The sequence below is a fragment of the Rhodobacter sp. SY28-1 genome (assembly GCF_005222785.1).
In the GTDB taxonomy this organism is placed as follows: Bacteria; Pseudomonadota; Alphaproteobacteria; order Rhodobacterales; family Rhodobacteraceae; genus Tabrizicola.
On sequence record NZ_STGH01000001.1, the window covers coordinates 136,855 to 158,304 of the forward strand.

23 protein-coding genes, 1 tRNA gene and 1 riboswitch are annotated in these 21,450 nt (G+C 65.4%); of the genes, 13 read left to right on the forward strand and 11 right to left on the reverse strand.

Annotation, left to right across the window (positions count from 1 at the left end):
- Positions 1 to 49 precede the first annotated feature (49 nt).
- Genes E8M84_RS00685 through E8M84_RS00700 form a run of 4 tightly spaced genes read right to left on the reverse strand, consistent with a single transcriptional unit; the run spans position 50 to position 3,629 of the window.
- Positions 50 to 1,012, reverse strand: a complete 963-nt coding sequence (locus E8M84_RS00685) for a hypothetical protein (protein WP_137109256.1) — start codon at positions 1,010 to 1,012, stop codon at positions 50 to 52.
- A complete protein-coding gene (locus tag E8M84_RS00690; RefSeq protein WP_137109257.1) occupies positions 993 to 1,739 on the reverse strand; it encodes a hypothetical protein in 747 nt (248 codons plus the stop codon). The genes E8M84_RS00685 and E8M84_RS00690 overlap by 20 nt, the downstream gene beginning before the upstream one ends.
- Positions 1,740 to 1,798: 59 nt before the next feature.
- Positions 1,799 to 2,542 (reverse strand): hypothetical protein, encoded by a 744-nt coding sequence (locus E8M84_RS00695; RefSeq protein ID WP_137109258.1) that lies wholly within the window; start codon positions 2,540 to 2,542, stop codon positions 1,799 to 1,801.
- Entirely contained in the window at positions 2,535 to 3,629 is a 1,095-nt protein-coding gene (locus E8M84_RS00700) for a GSCFA domain-containing protein (RefSeq protein WP_137109259.1), read from the reverse strand. The genes E8M84_RS00695 and E8M84_RS00700 overlap by 8 nt, the downstream gene beginning before the upstream one ends.
- Before the next feature lie 116 nt (positions 3,630 to 3,745).
- Here E8M84_RS00700 and E8M84_RS00705 point away from each other — a divergent pair, with 116 nt between their 5' ends.
- The 3 genes from E8M84_RS00705 to E8M84_RS00715 all read left to right on the forward strand — a co-directional run bounded on the left by E8M84_RS00705 (position 3,746) and on the right by E8M84_RS00715 (position 6,364).
- Complete coding sequence (locus tag E8M84_RS00705) at positions 3,746 to 5,002, forward strand: DNA polymerase IV (RefSeq protein ID WP_137109260.1); 1,257 nt, start codon at positions 3,746 to 3,748, stop codon at positions 5,000 to 5,002.
- Between the two features lie 156 nt (positions 5,003 to 5,158).
- On the forward strand, positions 5,159 to 5,596 hold the full coding sequence (locus tag E8M84_RS00710) for a hypothetical protein (RefSeq protein WP_137109261.1): 438 nt from the start codon (positions 5,159 to 5,161) through the stop codon (positions 5,594 to 5,596).
- Positions 5,597 to 6,364: a TerB family tellurite resistance protein gene (locus E8M84_RS00715; RefSeq protein ID WP_137109262.1), complete on the forward strand. Its 768-nt coding sequence runs from the start codon at positions 5,597 to 5,599 to the stop codon at positions 6,362 to 6,364.
- Positions 6,365 to 6,639: 275 nt separating this feature from the next.
- Here the strand turns inward: E8M84_RS00715 and E8M84_RS00720 are convergent, their stop codons facing one another.
- Positions 6,640 to 7,503 (reverse strand): N-formylglutamate amidohydrolase, encoded by an 864-nt coding sequence (locus tag E8M84_RS00720; protein ID WP_137109263.1) that lies wholly within the window; start codon positions 7,501 to 7,503, stop codon positions 6,640 to 6,642.
- Between the two features lie 178 nt (positions 7,504 to 7,681).
- Between E8M84_RS00720 and E8M84_RS00725 the strand changes: the two genes are divergently transcribed.
- The 10 genes from E8M84_RS00725 to E8M84_RS00770 all read left to right on the forward strand — a co-directional run bounded on the left by E8M84_RS00725 (position 7,682) and on the right by E8M84_RS00770 (position 14,127).
- A tRNA-Val gene (locus E8M84_RS00725) sits at positions 7,682 to 7,756 on the forward strand.
- 72 nt (positions 7,757 to 7,828) lie between these two features.
- Positions 7,829 to 7,954 (forward strand): type B 50S ribosomal protein L36, encoded by a 126-nt coding sequence (ykgO, locus tag E8M84_RS00730; RefSeq protein WP_023666132.1) that lies wholly within the window; start codon positions 7,829 to 7,831, stop codon positions 7,952 to 7,954.
- A gap of 78 nt (positions 7,955 to 8,032) precedes the next feature.
- On the forward strand, positions 8,033 to 8,779 hold the full coding sequence (locus E8M84_RS00735; protein WP_137109264.1) for a hypothetical protein: 747 nt from the start codon (positions 8,033 to 8,035) through the stop codon (positions 8,777 to 8,779).
- Positions 8,780 to 8,921: 142 nt separating this feature from the next.
- Complete coding sequence (locus tag E8M84_RS00740) at positions 8,922 to 9,542, forward strand: FMN-binding negative transcriptional regulator (protein WP_137109265.1); 621 nt, start codon at positions 8,922 to 8,924, stop codon at positions 9,540 to 9,542.
- Positions 9,539 to 10,009, forward strand: coding sequence for a sodium/calcium exchanger protein (locus E8M84_RS00745; RefSeq protein WP_137109266.1), 471 nt, complete (start codon positions 9,539 to 9,541; stop codon positions 10,007 to 10,009). The genes E8M84_RS00740 and E8M84_RS00745 overlap by 4 nt, the downstream gene beginning before the upstream one ends.
- Positions 10,010 to 10,328: 319 nt before the next feature.
- Complete coding sequence (locus E8M84_RS00750) at positions 10,329 to 10,634, forward strand: hypothetical protein (RefSeq protein ID WP_137109267.1); 306 nt, start codon at positions 10,329 to 10,331, stop codon at positions 10,632 to 10,634.
- Positions 10,631 to 11,239, forward strand: coding sequence for a glutathione S-transferase (locus E8M84_RS00755; protein WP_137109268.1), 609 nt, complete (start codon positions 10,631 to 10,633; stop codon positions 11,237 to 11,239). Before E8M84_RS00750 ends, E8M84_RS00755 begins: the two co-directional genes overlap by 4 nt.
- Before the next feature lie 179 nt (positions 11,240 to 11,418).
- Positions 11,419 to 11,991 carry a ubiquinol-cytochrome c reductase iron-sulfur subunit gene (gene petA / locus E8M84_RS00760; protein WP_137109269.1) on the forward strand — a complete coding sequence of 191 codons (573 nt, stop codon included), beginning with the start codon at positions 11,419 to 11,421 and terminating at the stop codon, positions 11,989 to 11,991.
- Between the two features lie 11 nt (positions 11,992 to 12,002).
- Entirely contained in the window at positions 12,003 to 13,325 is a 1,323-nt protein-coding gene (petB, locus tag E8M84_RS00765; RefSeq protein WP_137109270.1) for a cytochrome b, read from the forward strand.
- Positions 13,326 to 13,338: 13 nt separating this feature from the next.
- The gene (locus E8M84_RS00770; RefSeq protein WP_137109271.1) at positions 13,339 to 14,127 is read left to right on the forward strand and encodes a cytochrome c1; all 789 of its coding nucleotides are present in this window, start codon (positions 13,339 to 13,341) and stop codon (positions 14,125 to 14,127) included.
- Positions 14,128 to 14,175: 48 nt separating this feature from the next.
- On the opposite strand, the gene E8M84_RS00775 is transcribed toward E8M84_RS00770, so the two are convergent.
- The 6 genes from E8M84_RS00775 to E8M84_RS00800 form a co-directional block, all read right to left on the reverse strand.
- Positions 14,176 to 14,874 carry an ATP-binding cassette domain-containing protein gene (locus tag E8M84_RS00775; protein ID WP_137110785.1) on the reverse strand — a complete coding sequence of 233 codons (699 nt, stop codon included), beginning with the start codon at positions 14,872 to 14,874 and terminating at the stop codon, positions 14,176 to 14,178.
- A complete protein-coding gene (locus E8M84_RS00780; protein WP_137109272.1) occupies positions 14,861 to 16,405 on the reverse strand; it encodes a thiamine/thiamine pyrophosphate ABC transporter permease ThiP in 1,545 nt (514 codons plus the stop codon). Before E8M84_RS00780 ends, E8M84_RS00775 begins: the two co-directional genes overlap by 14 nt.
- Positions 16,381 to 17,364, reverse strand: coding sequence for a thiamine ABC transporter substrate binding subunit (thiB, locus tag E8M84_RS00785; RefSeq protein WP_137109273.1), 984 nt, complete (start codon positions 17,362 to 17,364; stop codon positions 16,381 to 16,383). The genes E8M84_RS00780 and thiB overlap by 25 nt, the downstream gene beginning before the upstream one ends.
- Positions 17,365 to 17,399: 35 nt before the next feature.
- Positions 17,400 to 17,500, reverse strand: a riboswitch (TPP riboswitch).
- Between the two features lie 368 nt (positions 17,501 to 17,868).
- Complete coding sequence (locus E8M84_RS00790; RefSeq protein WP_137109274.1) at positions 17,869 to 19,659, reverse strand: glycosyltransferase family 2 protein; 1,791 nt, start codon at positions 19,657 to 19,659, stop codon at positions 17,869 to 17,871.
- Entirely contained in the window at positions 19,656 to 20,468 is an 813-nt protein-coding gene (locus tag E8M84_RS00795; RefSeq protein ID WP_240790253.1) for a hypothetical protein, read from the reverse strand. The genes E8M84_RS00790 and E8M84_RS00795 overlap by 4 nt, the downstream gene beginning before the upstream one ends.
- Before the next feature lie 20 nt (positions 20,469 to 20,488).
- Positions 20,489 to 21,400 (reverse strand): glycosyltransferase family 2 protein, encoded by a 912-nt coding sequence (locus tag E8M84_RS00800; protein WP_137109275.1) that lies wholly within the window; start codon positions 21,398 to 21,400, stop codon positions 20,489 to 20,491.
- Positions 21,401 to 21,450 lie beyond the last annotated feature (50 nt).

A 21,450-nucleotide genomic window follows, 5' to 3' on the forward strand; every position in this document is an offset into this window, starting at 1 on the left:
CCCGATCCTGTCTGCCGCCAACGGCTTAGCACAAGGCCAAAGCCAAGGCCTAGCCCGCCTGTGCCGCCCGCAGCGCATTCACCGCCGCCCGCCTGGCGCGGCGGATGAAGACCTTGTCCTCGTCCGGCAGGTCTGCGCCCAGTTCCAGCATCCCCTCGGCCGCCAGCATCACCAGCGCATGCCGCCCCCGGTTCGCCGCCGCCGCCAGCACCGCGCGCTGCCACTTGGTGACGTGGCGGCGCGCCCGGTAGGCCGACCAGAACTCGGTCCCGATTTCATCCGCCTCGACCATCCGGTTGATCAGCACCGGGAAGGTCCCCGATTTCAGGATCACCCGGATCGCTTCATGCGTGGTAAAGGGCAGCCGGAGCAGGTGCACATTCGGCCCCGCCAGCCGCGCGGCATGGGCGCGATCCTCGGGGACGAACGGGTCATAGACCACCACCGCCCGCCGAATGTAGGGCACCGCCGCCGCGGCATCGAGGAACGGCATCCCCTCCCAGTTCGACTTGCGCACGGCGAAGGGAAACCGCTGCTCGAACGGCGCGATCACCTTGTTCATCGTCGACTGGGGCGAAAAGGCCAGCACCCGCGCCTCGGGGATCAGCGGCGCAAAGTTCAGAGCCGCGAAGCCCCCCATCGAGGCCCCGGTCAGCACCACCCGGCTGAACCGGCGGAAAAACTCCCGCTCCTCCAGCCCCCGGATCAGCGCGGGGGCCGTCGGCTGGCGGAACCAGTCTTTGGCGTGGCTCTGCACCCCCAGCACCGAATGGCCCATGGGCTCCAGCCGTTTCCAGGCCCAGGGCCCGCGCGGCCAGCCTTCGTCGATGGTCGCCAGATTGTCGAAGGACACGATCAGCGCGTCACCACGCCCGCCCTCGAACCACAGGTTCGCGTGATCCCCGCGGATCAGGAACCTGCGCGCACCCGCGCCGTCGTCCAGCCCCATCTCGGGCGGCACCTCCAGCGGAGGCCCGGCCTCCTCCCCGGTGTCAGTAGGTCCAGCGGACATGGGCGTTCAGCGTGGCCAAAGCGGCCATATCCTCAGGGTCAGAGGACCCCGGAAGGCAGCGGTCCGGCCAGAACATCACCTCATGCAGCAGCGACTGGCCCAAGGTCTTCGCCAGCCCCGCCCGGTTCGACCGGCAACCGATAAAGAAATCCGCCGGATGCGCCATGCCGGGGATGGTCCCGCTGACCTCAGCCCGCCGGTCGCCCAGACCCAGCCGCAGCGACCGTCCGTCATAGCCCAGAAGCGCCAGCTTTGCCCCTGCGCCCCGGTTCACGGGCAGCGAGACTTCCATGGCACCGGCCCGATCCTTCGCCAGCACCCGTCCCTCGGCTTCGGCAAGGAAGATCATGTTGTTCGCCTGCCCCGTCGAAACCGAGGCCAGCGTCTTCGCCTCACCCTCCGACCAGTAGACCACCGCCACGGTGAACGCCTCCACCTCCGGCGCAAAGCCCGGCAAAGTGAACCCGCAGTTCATCCCCTCCTGACAGACCACGCCCGCTGGTGGCCCGGCTTGAAACCGGCTGTTGCCGCTGTTCGGACCCGCCGTGACCGCCTCGACCGCGCCGTGCTGCTCACGCCAGCCGGTGATGCGGCCATCGGTACGGACGATGTCGCCCTCCCGCGCGACAAAACGTGCGCCACCCGTGCGCAGGACCGCCTCGGCCAGTAGGCGCTCATCCCCCCCGATCAACGCGCCGGGTGGCAGTATTGCAGCGATCTCAAGCATCGCGCCTCCTTCGTCCCGCCATCTTGCCCAGCGCACCCGGCCACCGCAACCCCACCTGCCTAGCCGCGCCTTGCAAGGCTACGGGCCACCGGCATCACCCGCGACAGGATCACCGCGCCATACCTTGCGTTCCGGTGTTCATAATCCGCTTTCGCCAGATGATCCGCCACCGCATACTCCGCCCCGGTAAAGATGCCCTGCGTCACCGTCTCGTCCGGCTGCGGCACCAGGTCGATCCCATCCTCGGCCGCGGCCTCCTGCAAGATGCGCCAGAACTCGGGCACCCGTTCGGGGATCAGCCGCTGCATGCCCGGCGTCACCAGTTCGGCCAGAACCGCCGGGTTTTCCGTGTAATAGGCGACCGGAGCCAGGAAAATCCGTGCCGTTCCAGTCGCGGCAAGCCCTGCCGTCACCTGATAGCCCACCTGGCAGCGGAACCCATCCACCAGCATCCGCCGCATCAGCCCCTGGCTCAGGAACGGCCCGGACTCCAGCGCCCGCAGGACCGAGATGAACAGCCGCCAGACATAGACCCGCGCGCCCATCACCAGAATCGCGTCGAAGTCCGCCGCCGGAAGCACCATACGCCGCTTGGCGTTGAACCGCGCAAAACTGCGCGCCACCTTGTCGTCGCCCGGATGCACCGCGCCGTCGCGCACCTGCAGGAAGCGGAACCCGCTGCCGACGTGTCCCCAATACTCCAGCTCGACCCCCGACAGATCGGCAAGCCCTTCTGCCTCTGCCTGACGCAGGCATGCGTAATGGCTGTCGCCGAAAATGCAGAACCGGGGCAGGTCAGGCATGCCGCTGATCCGGAGCGAACGCGGCCAGGATCTCCTCTTCGCAGCGCAACTCCTCCGCCTCGGTCATCTCCGGCTCCAGGACCTCCTCGGGCGCAGCGGGAGCCACAGCCGGGGCCACCGCCACCTCGCCTCTAAAGGCCGCCGCCTGATCGCGGAAGAACTGCGCCATCACATGGTCCACCCCTTCGGGCAGCACCGACCGCATGTTCTGCGCAAAGAACCGTCCCCGATAGGCAGTATGCGTGATGATCTCGTAGGACGGAAAGTAATCCACCCGCGCCTGGGTCGCCACCAGCTCCGACGCCACCGCCCGCAACAGCGACTTCGAATGGCTGGTCGCCGTCAGCACATGCTGGCCCGAGGCCGTCGCGGTCAAAGGCACCGGCGACACCGTCAGCAACACGATCAGCCGCCGGTTCGCCCGGAACATCAGCCGCAGCGCCGCCGTCATGTCATCCATCAGCGCGCGGAAGCCATGGTTCACAAAGACATGCCGCCCTTCGTCAAACGACCCCGCCACCGTCCCCGGACAGACCGCATATTCCACGCCCGTGGCCTTCTCGGCCCAGGCCTCCGTCAGCCCCATGGTGAAGACGAACACATGCGACCCCCGCACCGCCTCGGCAATCGCGCGTAAAGTGTCCCTGCGTGAGGCATGCAGTTCCTCCACTGAGACAAACCCGCCCGGCTCCACCCCCGGCCGGAACGGATCATAGAACCGCCCGTCTTTCTCCCACACCTCATCGGGGGGCACGGCATCGGTCAGCGCCCAGGTCAGCCACTGCAGCAGCATCTTCGGCGTGTAGATATTGCCGGTCCGAAAGCTGAAGGTCCCGTAGTGGTAATCCTTCCGCTGCTCGGGCGTCAGCCCGGCCGGCCCCGGCTCAAAATCCAGCCAGCGATAGCGCCGCGCCACCAGCGCCTTGGAGAAATGCTGCGCAAAGCAGGACCCCGCCGTCACGATCCGCGTCCGCCGCGCGATGGCGTGCTTCGGCTTCCAAAGCCCCGCGATCTCCAGCGCGTCCCGCTCCGCGACGGCGGTCCGCCAGAAACGGTCCTCGGGCAGGCTCTCATACGGGTGCGTCATGCGCGAACGGGTCCTGTGGTTCGGCTCAGGATAGGACGGACAGGTTTCGGGAAGGTCAACCGCTTTCCACCACCACCTTCCACAGTCCGCGACCAGCGTGGTAGCCTCGCCCCATCATGCCCAGCCTCTGCCGCGATTGCCTGACCCTGACCGACAGCCCGGTTTCGCGCTGCCCGTCCTGCCGGTCCCCGCGCATGGTCGCGCATGACGAACTGACGGGCCTCTCCATCGCCCACATGGACTGCGACGCCTTCTACGCCAGTGTCGAAAAACGCGACAACCCCAGCTTACGCGACCAGCCCGTCATCGTCGGCGGCGGCACCCGAGGCGTCGTCTCTACCTGCTGCTACATCGCCCGGATCAAGGGCGTCCGCTCGGCCATGCCGATGTTCCAGGCCCTGAAACTCTGCCCCGAGGCCGTGGTGGTGAAGCCCCGCTTCCCCGCCTACACCGAAGCCTCCCGCGCCATCCGCGCGATGATGGAGGAGCTGACGCCGTCCATCGAACCCCTCTCACTGGATGAGGCTTTCCTCGACCTCACCGGCACCGCCCGCCTGCACGGCGCACCCCCCGCCGTCCTGCTGGCAAGACTGACCAAACGGATGGAGGATGAGCTGGGCCTCACCGGCTCCATCGGCCTGTCGCACAACAAGTTCCTGGCGAAGATCGCGAGCGACCTCGACAAACCTCGTGGCTTCTCCGTGATCGGCAATGCCGAAACCGAGGCCTTCCTCAAACCCAAACCCGTCCGCATCATCTGGGGCGTCGGCACCGCCACCCAGACCGCGCTGGAAGGCGCAGGCATCCGCACCATCGCCGACCTCCTCCGCTGGGACCGCGCCGACCTTGGCGCGCGCTTCGGCAGCATGGGCGACCGCCTCTGGCATCTGGCGCGGGGCCTCGACACCCGCCGGGTGAACCGCGACGAGAAGCTGAAGTCGATCTCCAAGGAGACGACCTTCTTCGAGGACACCTCCGACCCCGACCTCCTCGACAGCCACATCTGGCGCCTGTCCGAGCAAGTCGCCGACCGCGCCAAGGCCAAGCGTCTCTCCGGCCGCACGGTGACCCTGAAACTGAAGAAGGGCGACTTCCAACTCGTCACCCGCCGCCACGCCCTGAGCGACCCAACCCAACTCACCGACCGCATCTACCGCGCCGCCCGCGATCTTTTCGACCACGCGGGCACCACCGGCCCCTTCCGCCTGATCGGCGTCGGCATCTCCGACCTCGCCCCCGAAGACCAGGCCGACCTCTCCGCCGACCTCCTCGACCCCAACGCCACCAAACGCGCCGCCGCCGAACGCGCGACGGACGCCATCCGCGCGAAGTTCGGAGCGGAAGCCATCATCAAAGGCCGCGCCCTGCGCTAACCCGCTCCTCGCTCGAGTCCCGCATCGCTCCTCGCTGATCGTGGGGCGCTACGGCACGACAACGTAGGGTGCGCTACAGCGCACCGGAACTTCACGGAACTTGACGCACAGCAAGGTTGTTGCGAACTTCAGCACCGATATTTCAAGGAGATAATGATGAGTAGTGCTGTTCCGAATTCATTATCCGACGTGCTCGTCGATTTTGAAAAGGCCCCCACCCTTCGCGGACTTCAGGAAAAGGTAGATCGGCTCTCGATCTCTGCCGATGCGAAATCCATCCTCATGGACGTGGCCAAGGTGACACTGGCAGTCGGCGGCAAGGTGATTGCCATCGGGCGCAAGATACTCGCCTTCGCCATCGAACTTGCTGGGAAATTTCAGAACGTGATCTTCGGTGTGATCATCGCGCTTATCATGTCAATGGTGCTTGCAACGCTCCCCTTGCTCGGCCCTACAATTGCGGCGCTGCTTACCCCCTTGATGGTAGCCCTAGGCGTTGGACGCGGGGCGACCGAAGACTTCAAGAACATGTCCGTGCAACGAGAAATCGATGGCTTGAAGCAACGCATGTCCATCCTTGCAGCGCACGCCTGAATGACCAAGGCTCAGTCCCCCGCCGAGGTTCTCAAACGGTTTGAGGGCGTTACCAAAGTTGTGGCTGACAGCCTGCGATTCAAGCGCAAGCTGGCCATTGGCGAAGACGCGTATACGTCGCTAAAGGTAGGGCGCGCGCTTTCGACGATCTGGGATGTCGGCGGCGTCGCGGCGACCGGAGCGGGGATCGCCTCATCGTCCGCCGTCGCAAGCACGTTCTTTGCCTCGACGGGCATCCTCGCCCGGATCGGGATCGGCGCGGCCTTCACGGCGACGCCCATCGGTTGGGTTGTCGCCTCGGCTGTCGTTTCAGGAGGGGTCTACTACGGCGTAACCCGCGCAATTGGTCGCTATGCAAAGTCTCGTGTAGAAGTCATTCCGCGCTTCATCAATTCCCCAATCGACCAACTTGGAGCTGCACTCCTCGACATGATGGGGACGCTCGCACTGAAGGTTGCAAACATCGATGGAATGATTGATCCGGCTGAGCGAGCCTCCATGCGCGACTACTTCGTTGCTGAATGGGGGTTCGATCCCGCCTATACCGAGCGCGCCCTGGCCTTGCTTGAGGAGGGGGCGCTGTCCCAACCCATCAAGCAAACGACCACGGCAATTGGCCGATTCGTGAGGGAACATCCCGATTGCAATGCCCATGCGTTCTACGCCGACCTCATCGCCCTGCTCCGTGAGATCGCCGAGGCTGATGGAAAGCTGGATGAGCGGGAGGAACTTGCAATCGAGTCGATAGAGCGGGCGTTCAAAGGCTGATCGCCGGAGCGAGCGTCTGGTAAGCCGGGGCCGAAGGCCTCAACCCTCCGAACCCCCCACCTTTCCCTTCTCCAAATATCCCCGCCGGAGGCCCTCCCGAACCGGTTGGCCGCAGGCCAGAGGCGAGACAAAGAGTCTTCGCGCGTCAGCGCTCAATTCAATACGAGCGGTCGGCACCGGGCCCGCCCCAACAAGGCAAAAACCCCGTAAACGCCCACACCCAACCCCTTGAAATGCCTAAGCCTGCAACCCTGTCCACGCAGGACAGCCCCGGCTCACTCTGCCGCCAGCGCCACACCCGAGGGCTGCACCAGCTCGGCAACCACCCCCGCGATCAAGCGACGGAATCCCTCAAACCCCGCCAGCGGCTCGACCCGGACCTCATCCATGTACAGCGCCCGGTCGATTTCGACCTGCACCACATGCACCCCCCGCGACGGGCGCCCATAGGCCTGCGCCACATAGGCCCCGGCGAACGGAGCGTTCCGTCCCACCCGCAGCCCCGCCCCGGCAAAAGCCGCCTCGACCCGGTCCATCACCTCGCGCCCCGCCGTGGCGCCATAGCGGTCGCCCAGAACCACCTCGGGCCGCACCTGCCCCGGCCGGGTATGCGCCTCGATCGCCTCGTGCGGCATGGAATGGCAATCAATCAGCACCGCCTCGCCGAACTCCGCCCGGGTCTCCTCGACCACCTTGGCCAGGGCCTGGTGGTAGGGATGCCAGAACCGCCGGATGCGCGCCTCTGCCTCTGCCAGCGAAAGCTTGCCGCGATAGATCGCCCTCCCCCCGGCCACCACCCGGGGAATCACCCCAAGCCCCGAGGAGATGCGCGGATTGTGCGGCGCCCGGGCGATTCCCTCGATCACCCCCGGATCCAGTTCGTCCGCCGACCGGTTCAGATCGATATAGGCCCGTGGCGCCCGCGCCGACAAAAGGGGCGCCCCCAACCCCGGCGCGCTGTCGAACAGCCGGTCGACGAAGGCATCCTCCGACGACCGGACCATCCGGCGATCCAGCACCACCTGCGCCAGGAAATCCTGAGAATAGTCCCGCCCCGAATGCGGCGAGGCAAAGATCAGCGACGACGTCCGGCGCTCCGGGCGGGTCAGGACATAGGCCTCGGTCTCGGTCCGTGACATGGACCCTCTCTGGTGGCTGCTCCGTCGTCTCCCTTTCGATATAACCGCAGTTTCCCGAAAGCCAAAACCCCTTGCAGCCCCCGACGCTTGTCAGTATAGACCCGGCCTGTCGACGCGGTTCGCCCCGCGTCCTTTTCGTTTCATCGAAGAGGGCAGGGTGCGGACCAGACGGCAAAGTGGGCGGTTAGCTCAGCGGTAGAGCACTACGTTGACATCGTAGTGGCCACTGGTTCGATCCCAGTACCGCCCACCATTCACCGCTTCCCGCCAAGGGGGGCACGTTGTTTTCACTGGCGCAGACGCGCCGCGAACAAGGAGAAGGTCGATGAAGGTTGCGAACTCGCTCCGCTCGCTGAAGACGCGTCATCGCGATTGCCAGGTCGTGCGCCGCAAAGGCCGCGTCTATGTGATCAACAAGACGCAGAAGCGCTACAAGGCCCGCCAGGGCTGAGGCTGCTTCCGGCAAACGGACTCAGGGCCGCTCAGGGGAAACCTGGGCGGCCTTTGCTTTTCCGCATCTGTTCCTTCAATGCTTTCGAACCTGCCTTCTCCGTCGGTGCCCGGATTGACCCATCTGCATCTCGTTGTTCTTGCCATTTGCGCCATTCCGCAGGCAGTGTCGGGCGAAACGATCTTTGAAGAGCGATACGAAAATCTCGTCGCACCATCGGCAATTCTCGAACCGTTCACTGCGTTCGGCGGCAACGCACCCTGGGTGATTGATCAGCCGGTGACCTCGGGTTCTGCGACCTTCGCCAGCCACTTTCACGGACAGTTCCTTGTCGACCGGCAGATTGGCACAACACGATTCGATCTGGTTGCAGGTACACCGCGAAAACCCCTTGCTTTGCAGATGGATCCTGCGGGACAGAACCTGTTCTGGGCCTATGAGGACGATGCGGCCTCTTTGGCACTTCAAGGGATCGGGCCAGCCGGGGCCGGACGAAGGGACGGCATCGGAGAAGGGTCGATTGCCGTACTGTTTAACCGACCGGTTTGCACTGTAGGCTTCCAGACTGTCCTTGAAGGAATGATGCCGCCCGGTACGACCGGGTTTGCAGAACCCGGCTCCGTGCAGGTCAGCTTCTTCTCGGCCGAGGGAAAGTTGCTTGGCCAGCGGGGGATAGACGCGACAGGCGGCGTTTCGGTGGCTTACGGCACCGAAACCGGCTTGCCGCCGCAGATCAGCGGGATTCTGATCGAGTCCGTGGATGACGGTGGGATATTTGTCGACAACCTGAAGTATGCTTTCAACTGCGAGCTTCAGGTCAGCTGACGGCCAAACTGTTCCTTGGTTGAGGCGTTGGGCCCGCGATTGGAAAACGGCGAACTCTTGGATTGACTGGAACGAACACGCTTGTGCCGTGATTTTCGGCACAGGATAAAGGCGCGTCGAATTACTTTTGCGGTTACGTTCCATGCACAGCAACCCAGCCTTCCGGCAGGACCCCCGCGAACGGAACCTTGCCTTCGCCCGTGCCCGGGGCTTCGGCGTCCTGACCCTCAACGGCCCGGATGGCCCCCATGCCTCGCATGTGCCGTTCCTCTTGAACGACGACGCGAGCATTGCCGAGCTTCACCTCGCCAGGTCGAATCCCATCGCCCGCACCGGGCTGCCCGCCCCAGCGCTGCTCGCCGTCTCGGGGCCGGACGCCTACATCTCGCCCGACTGGTATGGCCCGCACGACCAGGTACCCGACCAGGTGCCCACCTGGAACTACGTTGCCGTCCACTTGCGAGGGCATCTGGAACCCCTGCCCGACGACGCCCTGCGTCCCCATGTCGAGGCGCTTTCCGCCGAACATGAAACCCGAATCACCGGCAAGCGCCCCTGGACCAGCGCCAAGATGACCGAAGGCGCGATGCCCCGGATGATGCGGATGATTCTGCCCTTCCGCTTCGTCGTCACCTCGGTCGAAGGCACCTGGAAGCTGAACCAGAACAAGACGCCCGAAGTCCGCGCCCGCGCGGCCGAGGCGTTGGCGCGCGGCAACGCGACCGCCCAGGACATCGCGGCGCTGATGCGCGAACTGCCATGAAGGTCATCCACAACACCGAACAGCTGCTGATATTGGAAGATCAGCCCTGGTTCATCGGCATCATGATGATCGTCATGGCGCTGATCTTTGCCTTCGGCGGCATGGCGATTCTGGCGTCCGGCGAGGTTTTCGGCGGACTGATGATGCTTCTGATCGGCGTCGGTGTGCCGGTCCTGATTGGCGCGCTGATGGTGCAGCGGGTCCGCCTGACGTTCGACCGCAGCGCCGGCACCGTGAGCCGGACCCGGCGCTCGGTTCTTGGTCTGACCCAGACTGTGCACCCGCTGGACCGGCTGGACCGGGCGCGTGTGGGCGTCAGCACCGACAGCGACGGCACCACTTACCGGATGGAGCTGGACCTGCGTGACCCGCCCGAGATCGTGCCCTTCACCAGCTATCACACCAGCGGCAAGCGGCCCGAAGCGATGGCCCAGACGGTGAATGGCTGGCTGGGCACGGCGCGCTGAGCGGGGGCGGGCACGCAAGGCCGTCGCCCTTCGTCATGCGCCTCCCATCCCCCGCGAGTGGAGTGGATTGGGTTGGGGGGACCCGCCCGCAACTGTCGTCCGCACGATCAGACTTGCCCTGTCCGGATGGGTGCGCCCGCAACAGGCAATCCGCATTGCTGAAGCTCCTGCGGCCATTTGTTAAGTTTCCGTTACCGTCCGCGAGCAAGTATCAGAAATCATTGTCTATATCGGTTTTGTCCACCGTGGACACGTCTGCGACCCGTTTACACCCCACCCCCTTCACCCCTACACTTTCCTCTCCATCCCGGAGGTTCCCATGCCCCTTCCCCTCGCCCCCCTGCTCCCCCTCGCCGTCCGCCTCGGCCTCGTTGCCTCGACAACCTGGGCCGTTTCCCGTTGGGTCCGATCAGCGACCTACCCCGGCCGCACCGACCAGCGGGCCGAGGACGCGCTGGATGACCTCGGTGAGGGCCTCTCCCTCCACCGTCCTGCCGACCGAGCTGAGGACCGCCAGACCAACGCGACCGCAAGGCTCCGCCGGGTGATCCGCTTCCGGGGCCGGACTTACGAGGTCGACGCCGGCCTGATGGCCCGTCTCCGTCTGCGGGAGCGGGAAGAGTGAAGCTTTACTACGCCCCCGCCTCGCCCTTTGTCCGGAAGGTCATGGTCCTGCTTCACGAAGCCAAGGCCACCGATCGTGTCACGCTGGTCCCCGTCTCGGGCAACCCGCTCGATCCCGGCACGATGCCGGTCGACCGCAACCCGCTGGGCAAGATCCCCGCGCTGGAACGCCCTGACGGCCCTACCCTCTACGACAGCCGGGTGATCGCCCGCTACCTCGACGACCTTCTGACGGCGCACCTTTATCCTGCCGCTCCGCACCTGTGGGACACGCTGGTCATCGAAGCCACCGGCGACGGTATCGCCGAGGCCGCGGTCCTGATGCGGTACGAGATGCATGTCCGCCCCGAAGGTACCCGGTCCGCCGCCTGGGCCGAGGCACAGTGGCAGAAGATCGCCCGCGCCCTCGACGCGCTGGAGGATCGCTGGATGAGCCACCTCGCGGGGTCGGTCGACATGGGCCAGATCGCCGTCGGCTGCGCCCTCGGCTATCTCGACCTGCGCCACGCGGATCGGGATTGGCACAGCACCCATCCCGCGCTGGCCGCCTGGTATGCGGGCTTTGCCGCCCGGCCATCGATGCAGGCGACCGCTCCGACGGCCTGAACCCGCGTCAAAGGCGTCACACGGGACAGTCTGCCGCAGAGAAATGCGTCGATCTTGGGCTATGTCCGCTGGACGAGGCGGAAAGCCTTGGCTAAACACGCGCCCGGCGGGGCATGGATTTCCATTGCCCCTCAAACCATATGGACCGGCGCCTCCGGTCCGAAAGGGGAGAATATCTCGTGTCCCACGCAGACGATCACGCAGGCACCGGCGAAGGCACTCGGCGGGATTTCCTGTACTACGCGACCGCGGGTGCCGGGGTGGTGGCCACCGGGGCTGCCGTCTGGCCGCTGGTTAACCAGATGAACCCCTCGGCCGATACCCGCGCCCTGGCTTCGATCATGGTCGACATCTCGGCGGTCGAGGTCGGTACGCAGCTGACGGTGAAATGGCTTGGCAAGCCGGTCTTCATCCGCCGCCGCAGCCCGGAAGAGATCGAGGCTGCCCGCGGCACTGCGCTGACCGACCTGCCGGACACCGCGTCGGAAAACGCCAACAAGCCCGGCACCGACGCTGCTGACGAAAACCGCACGCTGGACGAAGCGGGCGAGTGGCTGGTGATGATGGGCGTCTGCACCCACCTCGGCTGCGTGCCGCTGGGCGACGGCGCGGGTGAGTTCGGCGGCTGGTTCTGCCCCTGCCATGGCTCGCACTACGACACCGCCGGCCGCATCCGCAAAGGGCCCGCCCCGCGCAACCTGCCGGTTCCGGTGGCCACCTTCTTCGACGAAACCACGATCAAGCTTGGGTAAGGATCAACATCATGGCCGGAATTCCGCACGACCATTACGAGCCCAAGACTTCAGGTGAGCGCTGGCTGCACAAGCGGCTGCCCATCGTCGGGCTTCTCTACGACACCATCATGATTCCCACGCCCAAGAACCTGAACTGGATGTGGATCTGGGGCATCATCCTGACCTTCTGCCTTGCGCTGCAGATCGTCACCGGCATCATCCTGGCGATGCACTACACCCCGCATGTCGACAAGGCCTTCGCAAGCGTCGAACACATCATGCGCAACGTGAACGGCGGCTACATGCTGCGCTACCTGCACGCCAACGGCGCCTCGCTGTTCTTCTTCGCGGTCTACCTGCACATCTTCCGCGGCCTCTACTACGGCAGCTACAAGGCCCCGCGCGAGATCACCTGGATCGTCGGCATGATCATCTACCTGTTGATGATGGGCACCGCCTTCATGGGCTACGTCCTGCCCTGGGGCCAGATGTCCTTCTGGGGTGCGACCGTGATCACCGGTCTCTTCGGCGCGATCCCGGGCATCGGCGAGCCGATCCAGACCTGGCTTCTGGGCGGCCCTGCCGTCGACAACGCCACGCTGAACCGCTTCTTCTCGCTGCACTACCTGCTTCCGTTCGTGATCGCGGCGCTGGTCGCGGTGCACATCTGGGCTTTCCACACCACTGGCAACAACAACCCGACGGGTGTTGAAGTCCGCCGTGGGTCGAAAGAAGAGGCCGAGCGCGATACCGTGCCGTTCTGGCCCTACTTTGTCATCAAGGACCTGTTCGCGCTGGCGGTGATCCTGACGTTGTTCTTCGCCGTGGTCGGCTTCATGCCGAACTACCTGGGTCACCCCGACAACTACATCGAGGCCAACCCGCTGGCGACGCCTGCGCACATCGTTCCGGAATGGTACTTCCTGCCGTTCTACGCGATCCTGCGCGCCTTCACCGCGGACGTCTGGGTCGTGATCGCGGCCAACTGGCTGTCCTTCGGCATCATCGACGCCAAGTTCTTCGGCGTGCTGGCGATGTTCGGCGCGATCGCGGTCATGGCGCTGGCGCCCTGGCTCGACACCTCGTCGGTGCGGTCGGGCCGCTATCGCCCGATGTTCAAGTGGTGGTTCGCGCTCCTCGTCATCGACTTCGTCGTCCTGATGTGGTGCGGCGCGATGCCTGCGGATGAACCCTACGCCACGATCTCGCTGATCGCCTCGGCCTACTGGTTCGCCTACTTCCTGGTCATCCTGCCGCTTCTGGGCGTGATCGAGAAGCCTCTGGCCCAGCCCGCGACCATCGAGGAAGACTTCAACGCCCACTACGGCTCCAAAGCCCATCCGGCCGAGTGAGAGGAAACCGACCATGTTCCGCAACATCGCACTCATCGCCGCATCGGCCCTCACCCTGACTGCCGGTGGCGTGTTCGCCGCCGGTGGGGAGGGCCATATCGAGGACGTGGCCTTCGCCCATGAAGGCCCGTTCGGCAAGTTCGACCAGTTCCAGCTACAGCGCGGCCTTCAGGTCTATACCGAGGTCTGCTCGGGCTGCCACGGGCTGAAGTTCGTTCCGATCCGCACCTTGTCGGACGAAGGCGGGCCGGGCCTTCCGGAAGACCAGGTCCGGGCCTATGCCACGCAGTTCACGGTGACCGACAAGGAAACCGGTGAAGACCGCGAAGGCCTGCCGACCGACAACTTCCCGGCCAACACCGGGGCCGGCGCACCGGACCTGTCCCTGATGGCCAAGTCACGCGCTGGCTTCCACGGACCCTACGGCACCGGGATCAACCAGTTGTTCCGCGGCATGGGCGGACCGGAGTACATCTACTCGATCCTGACCGGCTATACCGGCGAGGAGAAGGAAGAATTCGGCTCGTACTTCTACGAAAACACTGCCTTCCCCAGCGGCTGGATCGCCATGGCTCCGCCGTTGTCGGATGACCAGGTGACCTATGCGGACGGACATCGGGCTACGGTGCATCACATGGCCGAGGACGTCGCGTCGTTCCTGATGTGGGCGGCCGAGCCGAAGCTGATGGACCGCAAGAGCGCAGGCTTCGTCAGCGTGCTGTTCCTGGTCCTGTTGTCGACGCTTCTGTACCTGACCAACAAGCGCCTCTGGGCCGGGATCAAGGGCAAGAAGACCGCCTGATCCTTTGACAGAATGACCTTGAAAACCCCGCCCTCCTGGCGGGGTTTTTCATTTCCGTCCGAGGTAATCCAGCAAAGCAGGGGGTGGTGCGGCCAGAAGTGCCTCGGTCTCGACCGGGGGGTGCGCCACGCCATCTGCGACAAAGACGGTTGCGCCCTGCAGCGCACGCGCGTCCTCCGGGTCGTGGGTGACCATCAGGACAAGCGCACCCGTCGCCTCGGCCACCTCGCTCACCAGCGACAGCATTTCCCGCCGCTGCGCCGGGCCAAGCGCCGCGAAGGGTTCGTCCAGCAGCAGGATCGGCCGGGCGCGCAGCAAGGCACGGGCCAGCGCTGCCCGGCTGGCCTGCCCCCCCGACAATTGCGCCGGACGACGCGCACCCAGCCCGGCAAGCCCGACACGACCCAGGGCGTCTTCGATCCGCTCGAGGTCCTTTGGCGTCAGCCGCAGATCGGGACGCAGGCCAAGGCCCAGGTTCTGGGTAACGGTCAGATGCGGAAACAGGTTCTGGTCCTGAAACAGGATCGTGACCGGCCTTTCCCCGGGCCGAACCGCTGCGATCTCCTGACCGTTCCAGAGGATGCGGCCCGACGTCGGAGCGATGAACCCGGCGATCGCAGACAGAAGCGTGGACTTCCCCCCACCAGATGGGCCGATGACGGCAATGCGCTGGCCGGGGCTCGCGCTCCAGTCGGCGGTCAGGCGGAAGCTGCCCTGCATCAGGATCAGGCGGTCAAGCTGCAGCACGGCGGCCTCCGGCATCGCAGGCCCAGAAAAGGGCGAAGGACAGGGTGACAAGGATAAGCGCGGCGGCGGCGGCGGCCTCCATCCGGTATGCGCCGGTCAGTTGCGCGACGACAAGGGGAAGGGTGGCCTGACGCTCTCCGGCAAAGAGGGCGATCACGCCGAGATCGCCCATGGACAAGGCAGCAGCAACCCCGGCGCCAAAGCCCAGGGGGCGCGCCAGACGCGGCAGGATCAGCCAGCGCAACCGGGCCCAGCCGGACAGTGACAGGCTGTCGGCGAGGCGGCCGTAGTCAGCCTGCAGGGCGCGCGTCTCTGGCAGAAGGATGCGGTAGAGATAGGGCAGCGACAAGGCCACGTTGACCAGCACGGTAACCGGCAAGGCAAGCGTCATCGGCGGCGCCAAGGGTTGAATCATAAGGAAAAGTCCGGTGCCCAGGACAAGGCCGGACGTGGCGAGCGGCAAGGTGGCAGCTGCCTCGATGAGCGGTTTAGGGCGGCGGGCCGAGGCAAGGGCAAGGGTCAAGGCCGCCACGGTCGTCAACCCTGAAGACACCAGTGCCACGATGATCGAACGGCCCGCCGCAGGCAGGACAGAGGCAGGAAGGTCGGTCAGGCCGGGAAGGCCGCGCAAGAGAACCGAAAGAAGTGGCAGGGTCAGGAACGGGGTGACAGCGACCAGCGCAGTGCCATCGCCCCAGGTCCGCCAGCCCCCGGGGGCAGGCAGGGCAAGATCGCGATCCAGACCCGCCCCAAACCCTGCCGGGCGGGCAAACCGCCAGGCAATCAGCGCCGCCAGCGCGCAGATAAGCAGTTGCACTCCGGCCAGACCGGCGGCGCGGCCAAGGTCGAACTCGAACCGGACGGCCTGGTAGATTGCCAGCTCGATCGTGGTAGCCCTCGGCCCGCCCCCAAGGGTGATGACCACCGCGAAACTGGTCAGGCAGACGATCAGGATCACCAGCGCGACGCCGGGCAAGACCTCACGCAGCATCGGGGCTTCGAGGTGGCGAAAGGTCTCGCGCGGGCCGAAGCCCAGGGACTGGGCCAACCGGGTCCGTTCGGCCGGGATGGCAAGCCAGCCTTGCAGGATCATCCGGGTCGCAAGGGGGAGGTTCAGGAAGACATGGGCCAGGACAACGCCGTGCAGGCCGTAGATCGAGATGGGAGGCAGGCCGAGCTGGATCAGCGCCTGGTTGAGAACCCCGGAGCGGCCGAAGACGGCGAGAAGACCAAGCACGGCGACGACGGCGGGCAAGAGGAACGGAGCGCCCATCAGGGTGATAAGGGCCGTGCGGCCGGGGAAGCGGCGCCGGGCCAAAGCGCGGGCAACGGGGATGGCAAGGACTGTGGAAAATGCTGCGGAAAGAAGGGCTTGGGTGACCGAGAATCGCACAGCCGCCCAGTCCGCCGGACCAAGCGACATCCCCGCCCCCCGCAAGCCGACGGCCAGCAGAGGGGCGAGGACCAGCGCCAGCAGCAGGACCGCCAGCGCCGGTGCAGCCAGGCTTAGCGGGCGAGCGCGGCTTGCCATTCGGCCAGTGCAGCGTCACGGACGGCTTTCGCTTCGTCGGACGACATCAGCAGCGACTTCGCCGGGCGGAACGCATCAAAGCCTTGCGGAAGGCCAGCCGCCGGGGTGACGGCGGGATACATCCAGTTCGTTTGCGGAATGGCCGACTGGAAGGCATCGCTCAGCATGAAATCCAGGAACTGGTCCGCCAGTTCGGACTGATCTGTAGCGGCCAGTTTCCCCGCAACCTCGATCTGCATGTAGTGGCCTTCGTCGAAAAGCGCGGCAGATTTTGTGTCATCGCTTTCGGCCAGCAGGTGGTAGGCCGGGCTGGTTGTGTAGGACAGGACCATGTCCGCCTCACCTTCCAGGAACAGGCCGTAAGCCTCGGACCAGCCGGGGGTGACGGTGACGATGTTGTCGGCCAAGGCCTGCCAGACTTCGCCCGCGCGGTCGCCGGAGGCGGCTTTGACCCAGAGAAGAAGGCCGAGGCCGGGGGTAGAGGAGCGGGGGTCTTGGATGACGATCTTGAGGTCGGAGGCGGCGAGGGCCTCGAAGGATTTCGGGGCGTCCGTGACTTTGGTCTTGTCGTAGACGAAGGCAAACCAGCCCCAGTCGAAGGGCAGGAAATTCGGATCGGCAAAGTCGACTGGAAGGTTGAGCGCCGGATTTTTCTCATGTGGCGCAAAGAGTTGCGTGGCGGTGGCTGCTGCGGTGAGGCTGGTGTCGAGGCCAAGGACCACGTCGGCGTCGGAGGCGGTGCCTTCCAGCTGGATGCGGGCGAGGAGGGCGGCGCCGTCACCGGCGGGGATGAATTGCAGGTCGCAGGCGCAAGTCGCCTCAAACGCCTTTTCCACTGCCGGGCCGGGGCCCCATTCAGAGGTGAAGCTGTCGTAGGTCAGGACTTGTAGGATGGGGGTTTCGGCCAGCGCAGGGGTTGCGATGGACAGAAGGCCCGCAGCAAGGAATTGTTTTTGCATGATTTTCTCCATGTTGCGACGGAATGGTCGGGGATGGAGAACCCATGCACCTTCCCTCCGCCGGTATGATCCGGTTCAGGTTCGACGGGTTCGCTTGCGCATCTCAGCCGTGTGACGGGCACCCCGAGGTGAGGGCGAACATAGGGGAATGGGCCGGGGGTGCAAGGGGGCTTTGGTTTGGGAAGTGTGACGGGATGTCGCCGAAGGGCCGGGGAACGGGGTGTTGATCCGCGGAAATGGCGGGACAATTTTGGTCTGCTTTCCGTCGGCTTCCTGTCTGGCATCCGTCGGGCACCTGTCTGGCAGCGCCGGGCGTTAACCGTGATGCGAGGGGTGCGCGAATCGGAGGCGGGGCGGGCTTTGGGGGGCGTCCCCCTCACCCTGACCCTCTCCCCCGAGGGGAGAGGGGACGCTTGGGGCGGGCGGCGGTTCCTGACCTGTGACGGTCAGGCTTGCGGTGGCGGTGGATGCCTCCGGCGGGAGTATTTGGGCAAAGGGCAAGCGCTATTCGCGGCGGAGGTAGAGCGTTCCGTTCGGCTCGCCGTTCAGGTCCTCGGTGAAACCAAGGGTGGTGAGGGCGGGGGTGAGTTTCTGGCGGGCGGCGGTGACTTCTGACGGGTCGAGGAAGGGGATCAGGATGCGGCGGACGCTGGTGAGGGGGGCTTCGGTGAAGGCCTCGGCCGGGAGGAGCGGGCCGGAGAGGCGCAGGACCTCAGGCTTGGCGGTGGCGAGGAGGCTGTGCAGGCCGGACCAGATGCCGTCGGGGTTCAACGTCGCTTGTGACCAGGCGATGCCGGTCGCACCTTGGAAGTTCAGCGCGGCGATGCGGCGGGACATCAGGAGGAGCGAGGGGCGCTCCTCGTGGATGGTGACCTGCAGGTCGGGGGTCGCGGCCTTGGCGCGCAAGGCGACGAAGCCGATGCCACAGTCAAGGTCGAGGAGGCGGGAGCAGCCGGTCAGGAAACCGGTGATGTTGCGGGCGTGGCGGCGGTCGAACTTGCCGGATTTGAGGACCTCCAGCGTCGCGGCTGTGAAGATCCGGGAGTCGAGCGGGATTTTCAGGGTCTGGTTTTCGACCATCTCCAGCGGGATGTCGGCGGCGATGTCGGCAGAGCCGGAGACATAGGGCGAAGCGAAGGGGGAGCCCCAGCCGGGCGGGGGCGGGGTGCGGCGGTCTTCCTTGGGTTGGGCGTTGCGGCGTTGTTCCAGCTTGGTCTGGACCGCTTTCACCGCCTCGGGGTCGCGGGCCTTGGGCGGCTTGGCGGTGACCTGGGTGATCGGGACGTCGGAGGCGGCGATCAGGTTCGCGACATAGGCCTGATAGTCGGGCGATTGCTGGTATTCGGCAAGCCGCGCCTCCGCCCTGGCATGGGCGGCTTCGTGCAGGCGGCGGACTTCGTCATCCTGCAGAAGGGCGGCCATGATCTCGGCGCGGCGGTCGCGGTGGCGGAAGATGCGGGTATCTTCGACCTCGTTCCGGTCCTGCAGCGACCAGTAGTCGGAGTTGTACTTGTCTTTCTTGAGGTTCGCGTTGCCGCGGAACTTGCGGAGGGAATAGGCGTCCATCGACTTGATGGCGTAGTGGTTGATCTGCGCCCAGTCGTAGCCGACCGTCCGTCGGATGGATCGCCAGCCGCGGAACTTGAACCAGTCTTCCAGCGGGCGGCCCGAGCCGTTCACCCACAGCACGGAATCGGGGTAATCGGTTTCCTTGTGCTGCGACTTGATGATCGGACGGTGCATCCCCAGCCGCAGATATTTCGGGTCGAACTTGAGCATGGTCTTGGTGCCCCAGCCCTTGTTCCAGAACTCGGGCGCGGCGCGGGTGAACTGGTCGGTGATGGGTTCGCGCGACCAGGCGCGGATGCCAGAGGAGCCGAAGATGCGCCAGGTCAGGACCATGGCGCTGGCGTTCATCGCGTTCAGGTCGGCGACCATCCCGTCCAGCGTGCCGGAGGGATGGTTGATGCAGAGGAATTCGTCGGCGTCGAGGACGAGGAGCCAGTCGGAGTTGATGATGAGATCTTCGTCCGCCGCCGCCTTCAGCATCGATGGGTGTGGTTTCATGCCTTCGGGGATGACGTTTTCCCGGTGGTGGACGCCGATTTCCATGGCTTCGAGCCGCTTGAGAAGCGTGTCGGTGCCGTCAGAGCAGTCGTTGGTGTAGACCATCAGCTCGGTGAAGCCGACGGCGAAGTGGTGGGCGACCCATTCGACGACGGTCGGGCCTTCGTCCTTCATGGTCGACAGCGCCACCAGGGACCCGTGCGGGCTGGTCTGCTTGGAGAAGGTCATTCTTCCAGCGCGGCGGTGGGGTCGATGTCCAGCTTTTCGCACATCCGGGCGATGTAGCTGCCTTTCAGCGGCGGATTCTTGCGCCACCAGGGGCGGGCGGCGTTGGTGTAGATGTGGACCGAAAGGGTCGCGTCGGTGAAGTGGCCCTCGACGTTGGAATGGGGGTCGTAGAAGACGTCGTTCAGCTGGAACGGGACTGGGTAGAGCGTGTCGGCCGTCATGGCGTTTTCGATGTCGCCGGTCTTTTGCGCGAAATGGGTGAAGGCCTGCGGGCCAAAGGCAGTGCGTTCGGTCTGGTAAATGCGGACGGCCTTGGGGATCGACCGGTCGAGCTTGTCCATCTTGCGCTTTTGCTTGTTGCCCCACCAGGCGGGGTAGTCGGGCAGGTTGTCGTAGTAGTCGAGGAGGCTTTCGATCAAGCGGCCCGTCTTCGGCATGGCGACCACGCCGCAGTTCAGCGCCCCGCGCATGCCGTGGCCAGCGTAGATATGCTCTTGCCCCTCAGGGAAGGGGCGGTAGCAGTAAGCGTCGCAATCGATCCAGATTGCCCCGGTCTTGGCGATCATCTTGTATCGGAAGACGTTCGACAGGAACGAGGCCGAGGTTTCGGCGACGATGGCGCGGTCGATGTCCATGATCTCGGTCGCGGGGCGGACCTCGACGCCTTTGGGGACGTTGCGGACGGCGTCGGTGCAGTAAAGCGTGACCGGGTGACCCATGACGAGGTGCGACTTCAGGCACAGCTGGTTCACATAGTGCAGGCTTTCGCCAATCCAGAGCGAGGCGACGGGGCGGCGGTTCAGGTCCATTGGGCGTCCTTTGGGCGGTCTCAGAAGACCGAAGCGAAGCGGTCGGGAAGGCGGAAAAGCGACTTGGTGCGCCCGCCGCCAAAGAAGGTGATCTTGCCGTCGTGCAGGTGCTGCTGTTCGTCGATCATGCGCTTGCGGAACTCGGGCAGCTCGGCGTCCTCGCGTTCGGCCACCCTTTTGGACAGGGCGAGGAAGGTTTCCAGGTCCTTGCCCCAGGCCTTGCCGACGTCTTTCAGGTCGCGGTCCCCTGCCATGGTGGCGCGCAGTTCCTTGCGGCCCTTGAGACGTTCGGTGACCATGTCGTAGTCGAAAAAGCGCAGGTGGATCAGGTAGAGATGCGGGTCCAGCACGCGGGGCTGGTGGCTGTTCGCGTGGCCGCCGATGGTGAAGCCGGTTTCCTTGCGCAAGACGCAGGGCTTGGCGTAGTTGGCGTTCGCCCGGAACACCCGGCGGCGGGACAGGATGGTGGCGTCGTCGGACAGGGGCTCGGGCTCGGCCTCGGGGTTGTGGATCAGTTCAATTCCGAAGGGACATAGCGATGCGGGGACTCGCTTGCCGGTGTAGGTGCCAAGGTAGGTGACAAGGTCGGGCGCCACGGCGGGGTCGACGATCACCACCTCGTCCACGTCGCCTACTATGAACCAGTTGTAATAGCGCAGCATCCCGGCGGAGAACTGGCTGTTGATGCCCCAGCGTCTGCGCTCCAGCCGCCAGAGCGTGGGGTCGCGGGGCAGGTGGATGACGTTGGCGCCTTCGCAGATGCGGTCGTGTTCGGGGTCGCCGCCGTGCGAGAGGACATACAGATGCTCACGTCCGAACTGGCGGCCATAGTAGTCGACCCAGCGCTGCAGGAAGTAATAGTCCTTGTAGACCATCGTCATCGCCCCGGCAGGCTTCTTGGTCGGGTCAAGCGTGGCGGGGGCGTCGGTCATCGGGCCTTCCTTGGGCTGCGGGCCGGACGGTATCACGCGGATTCGCGCGG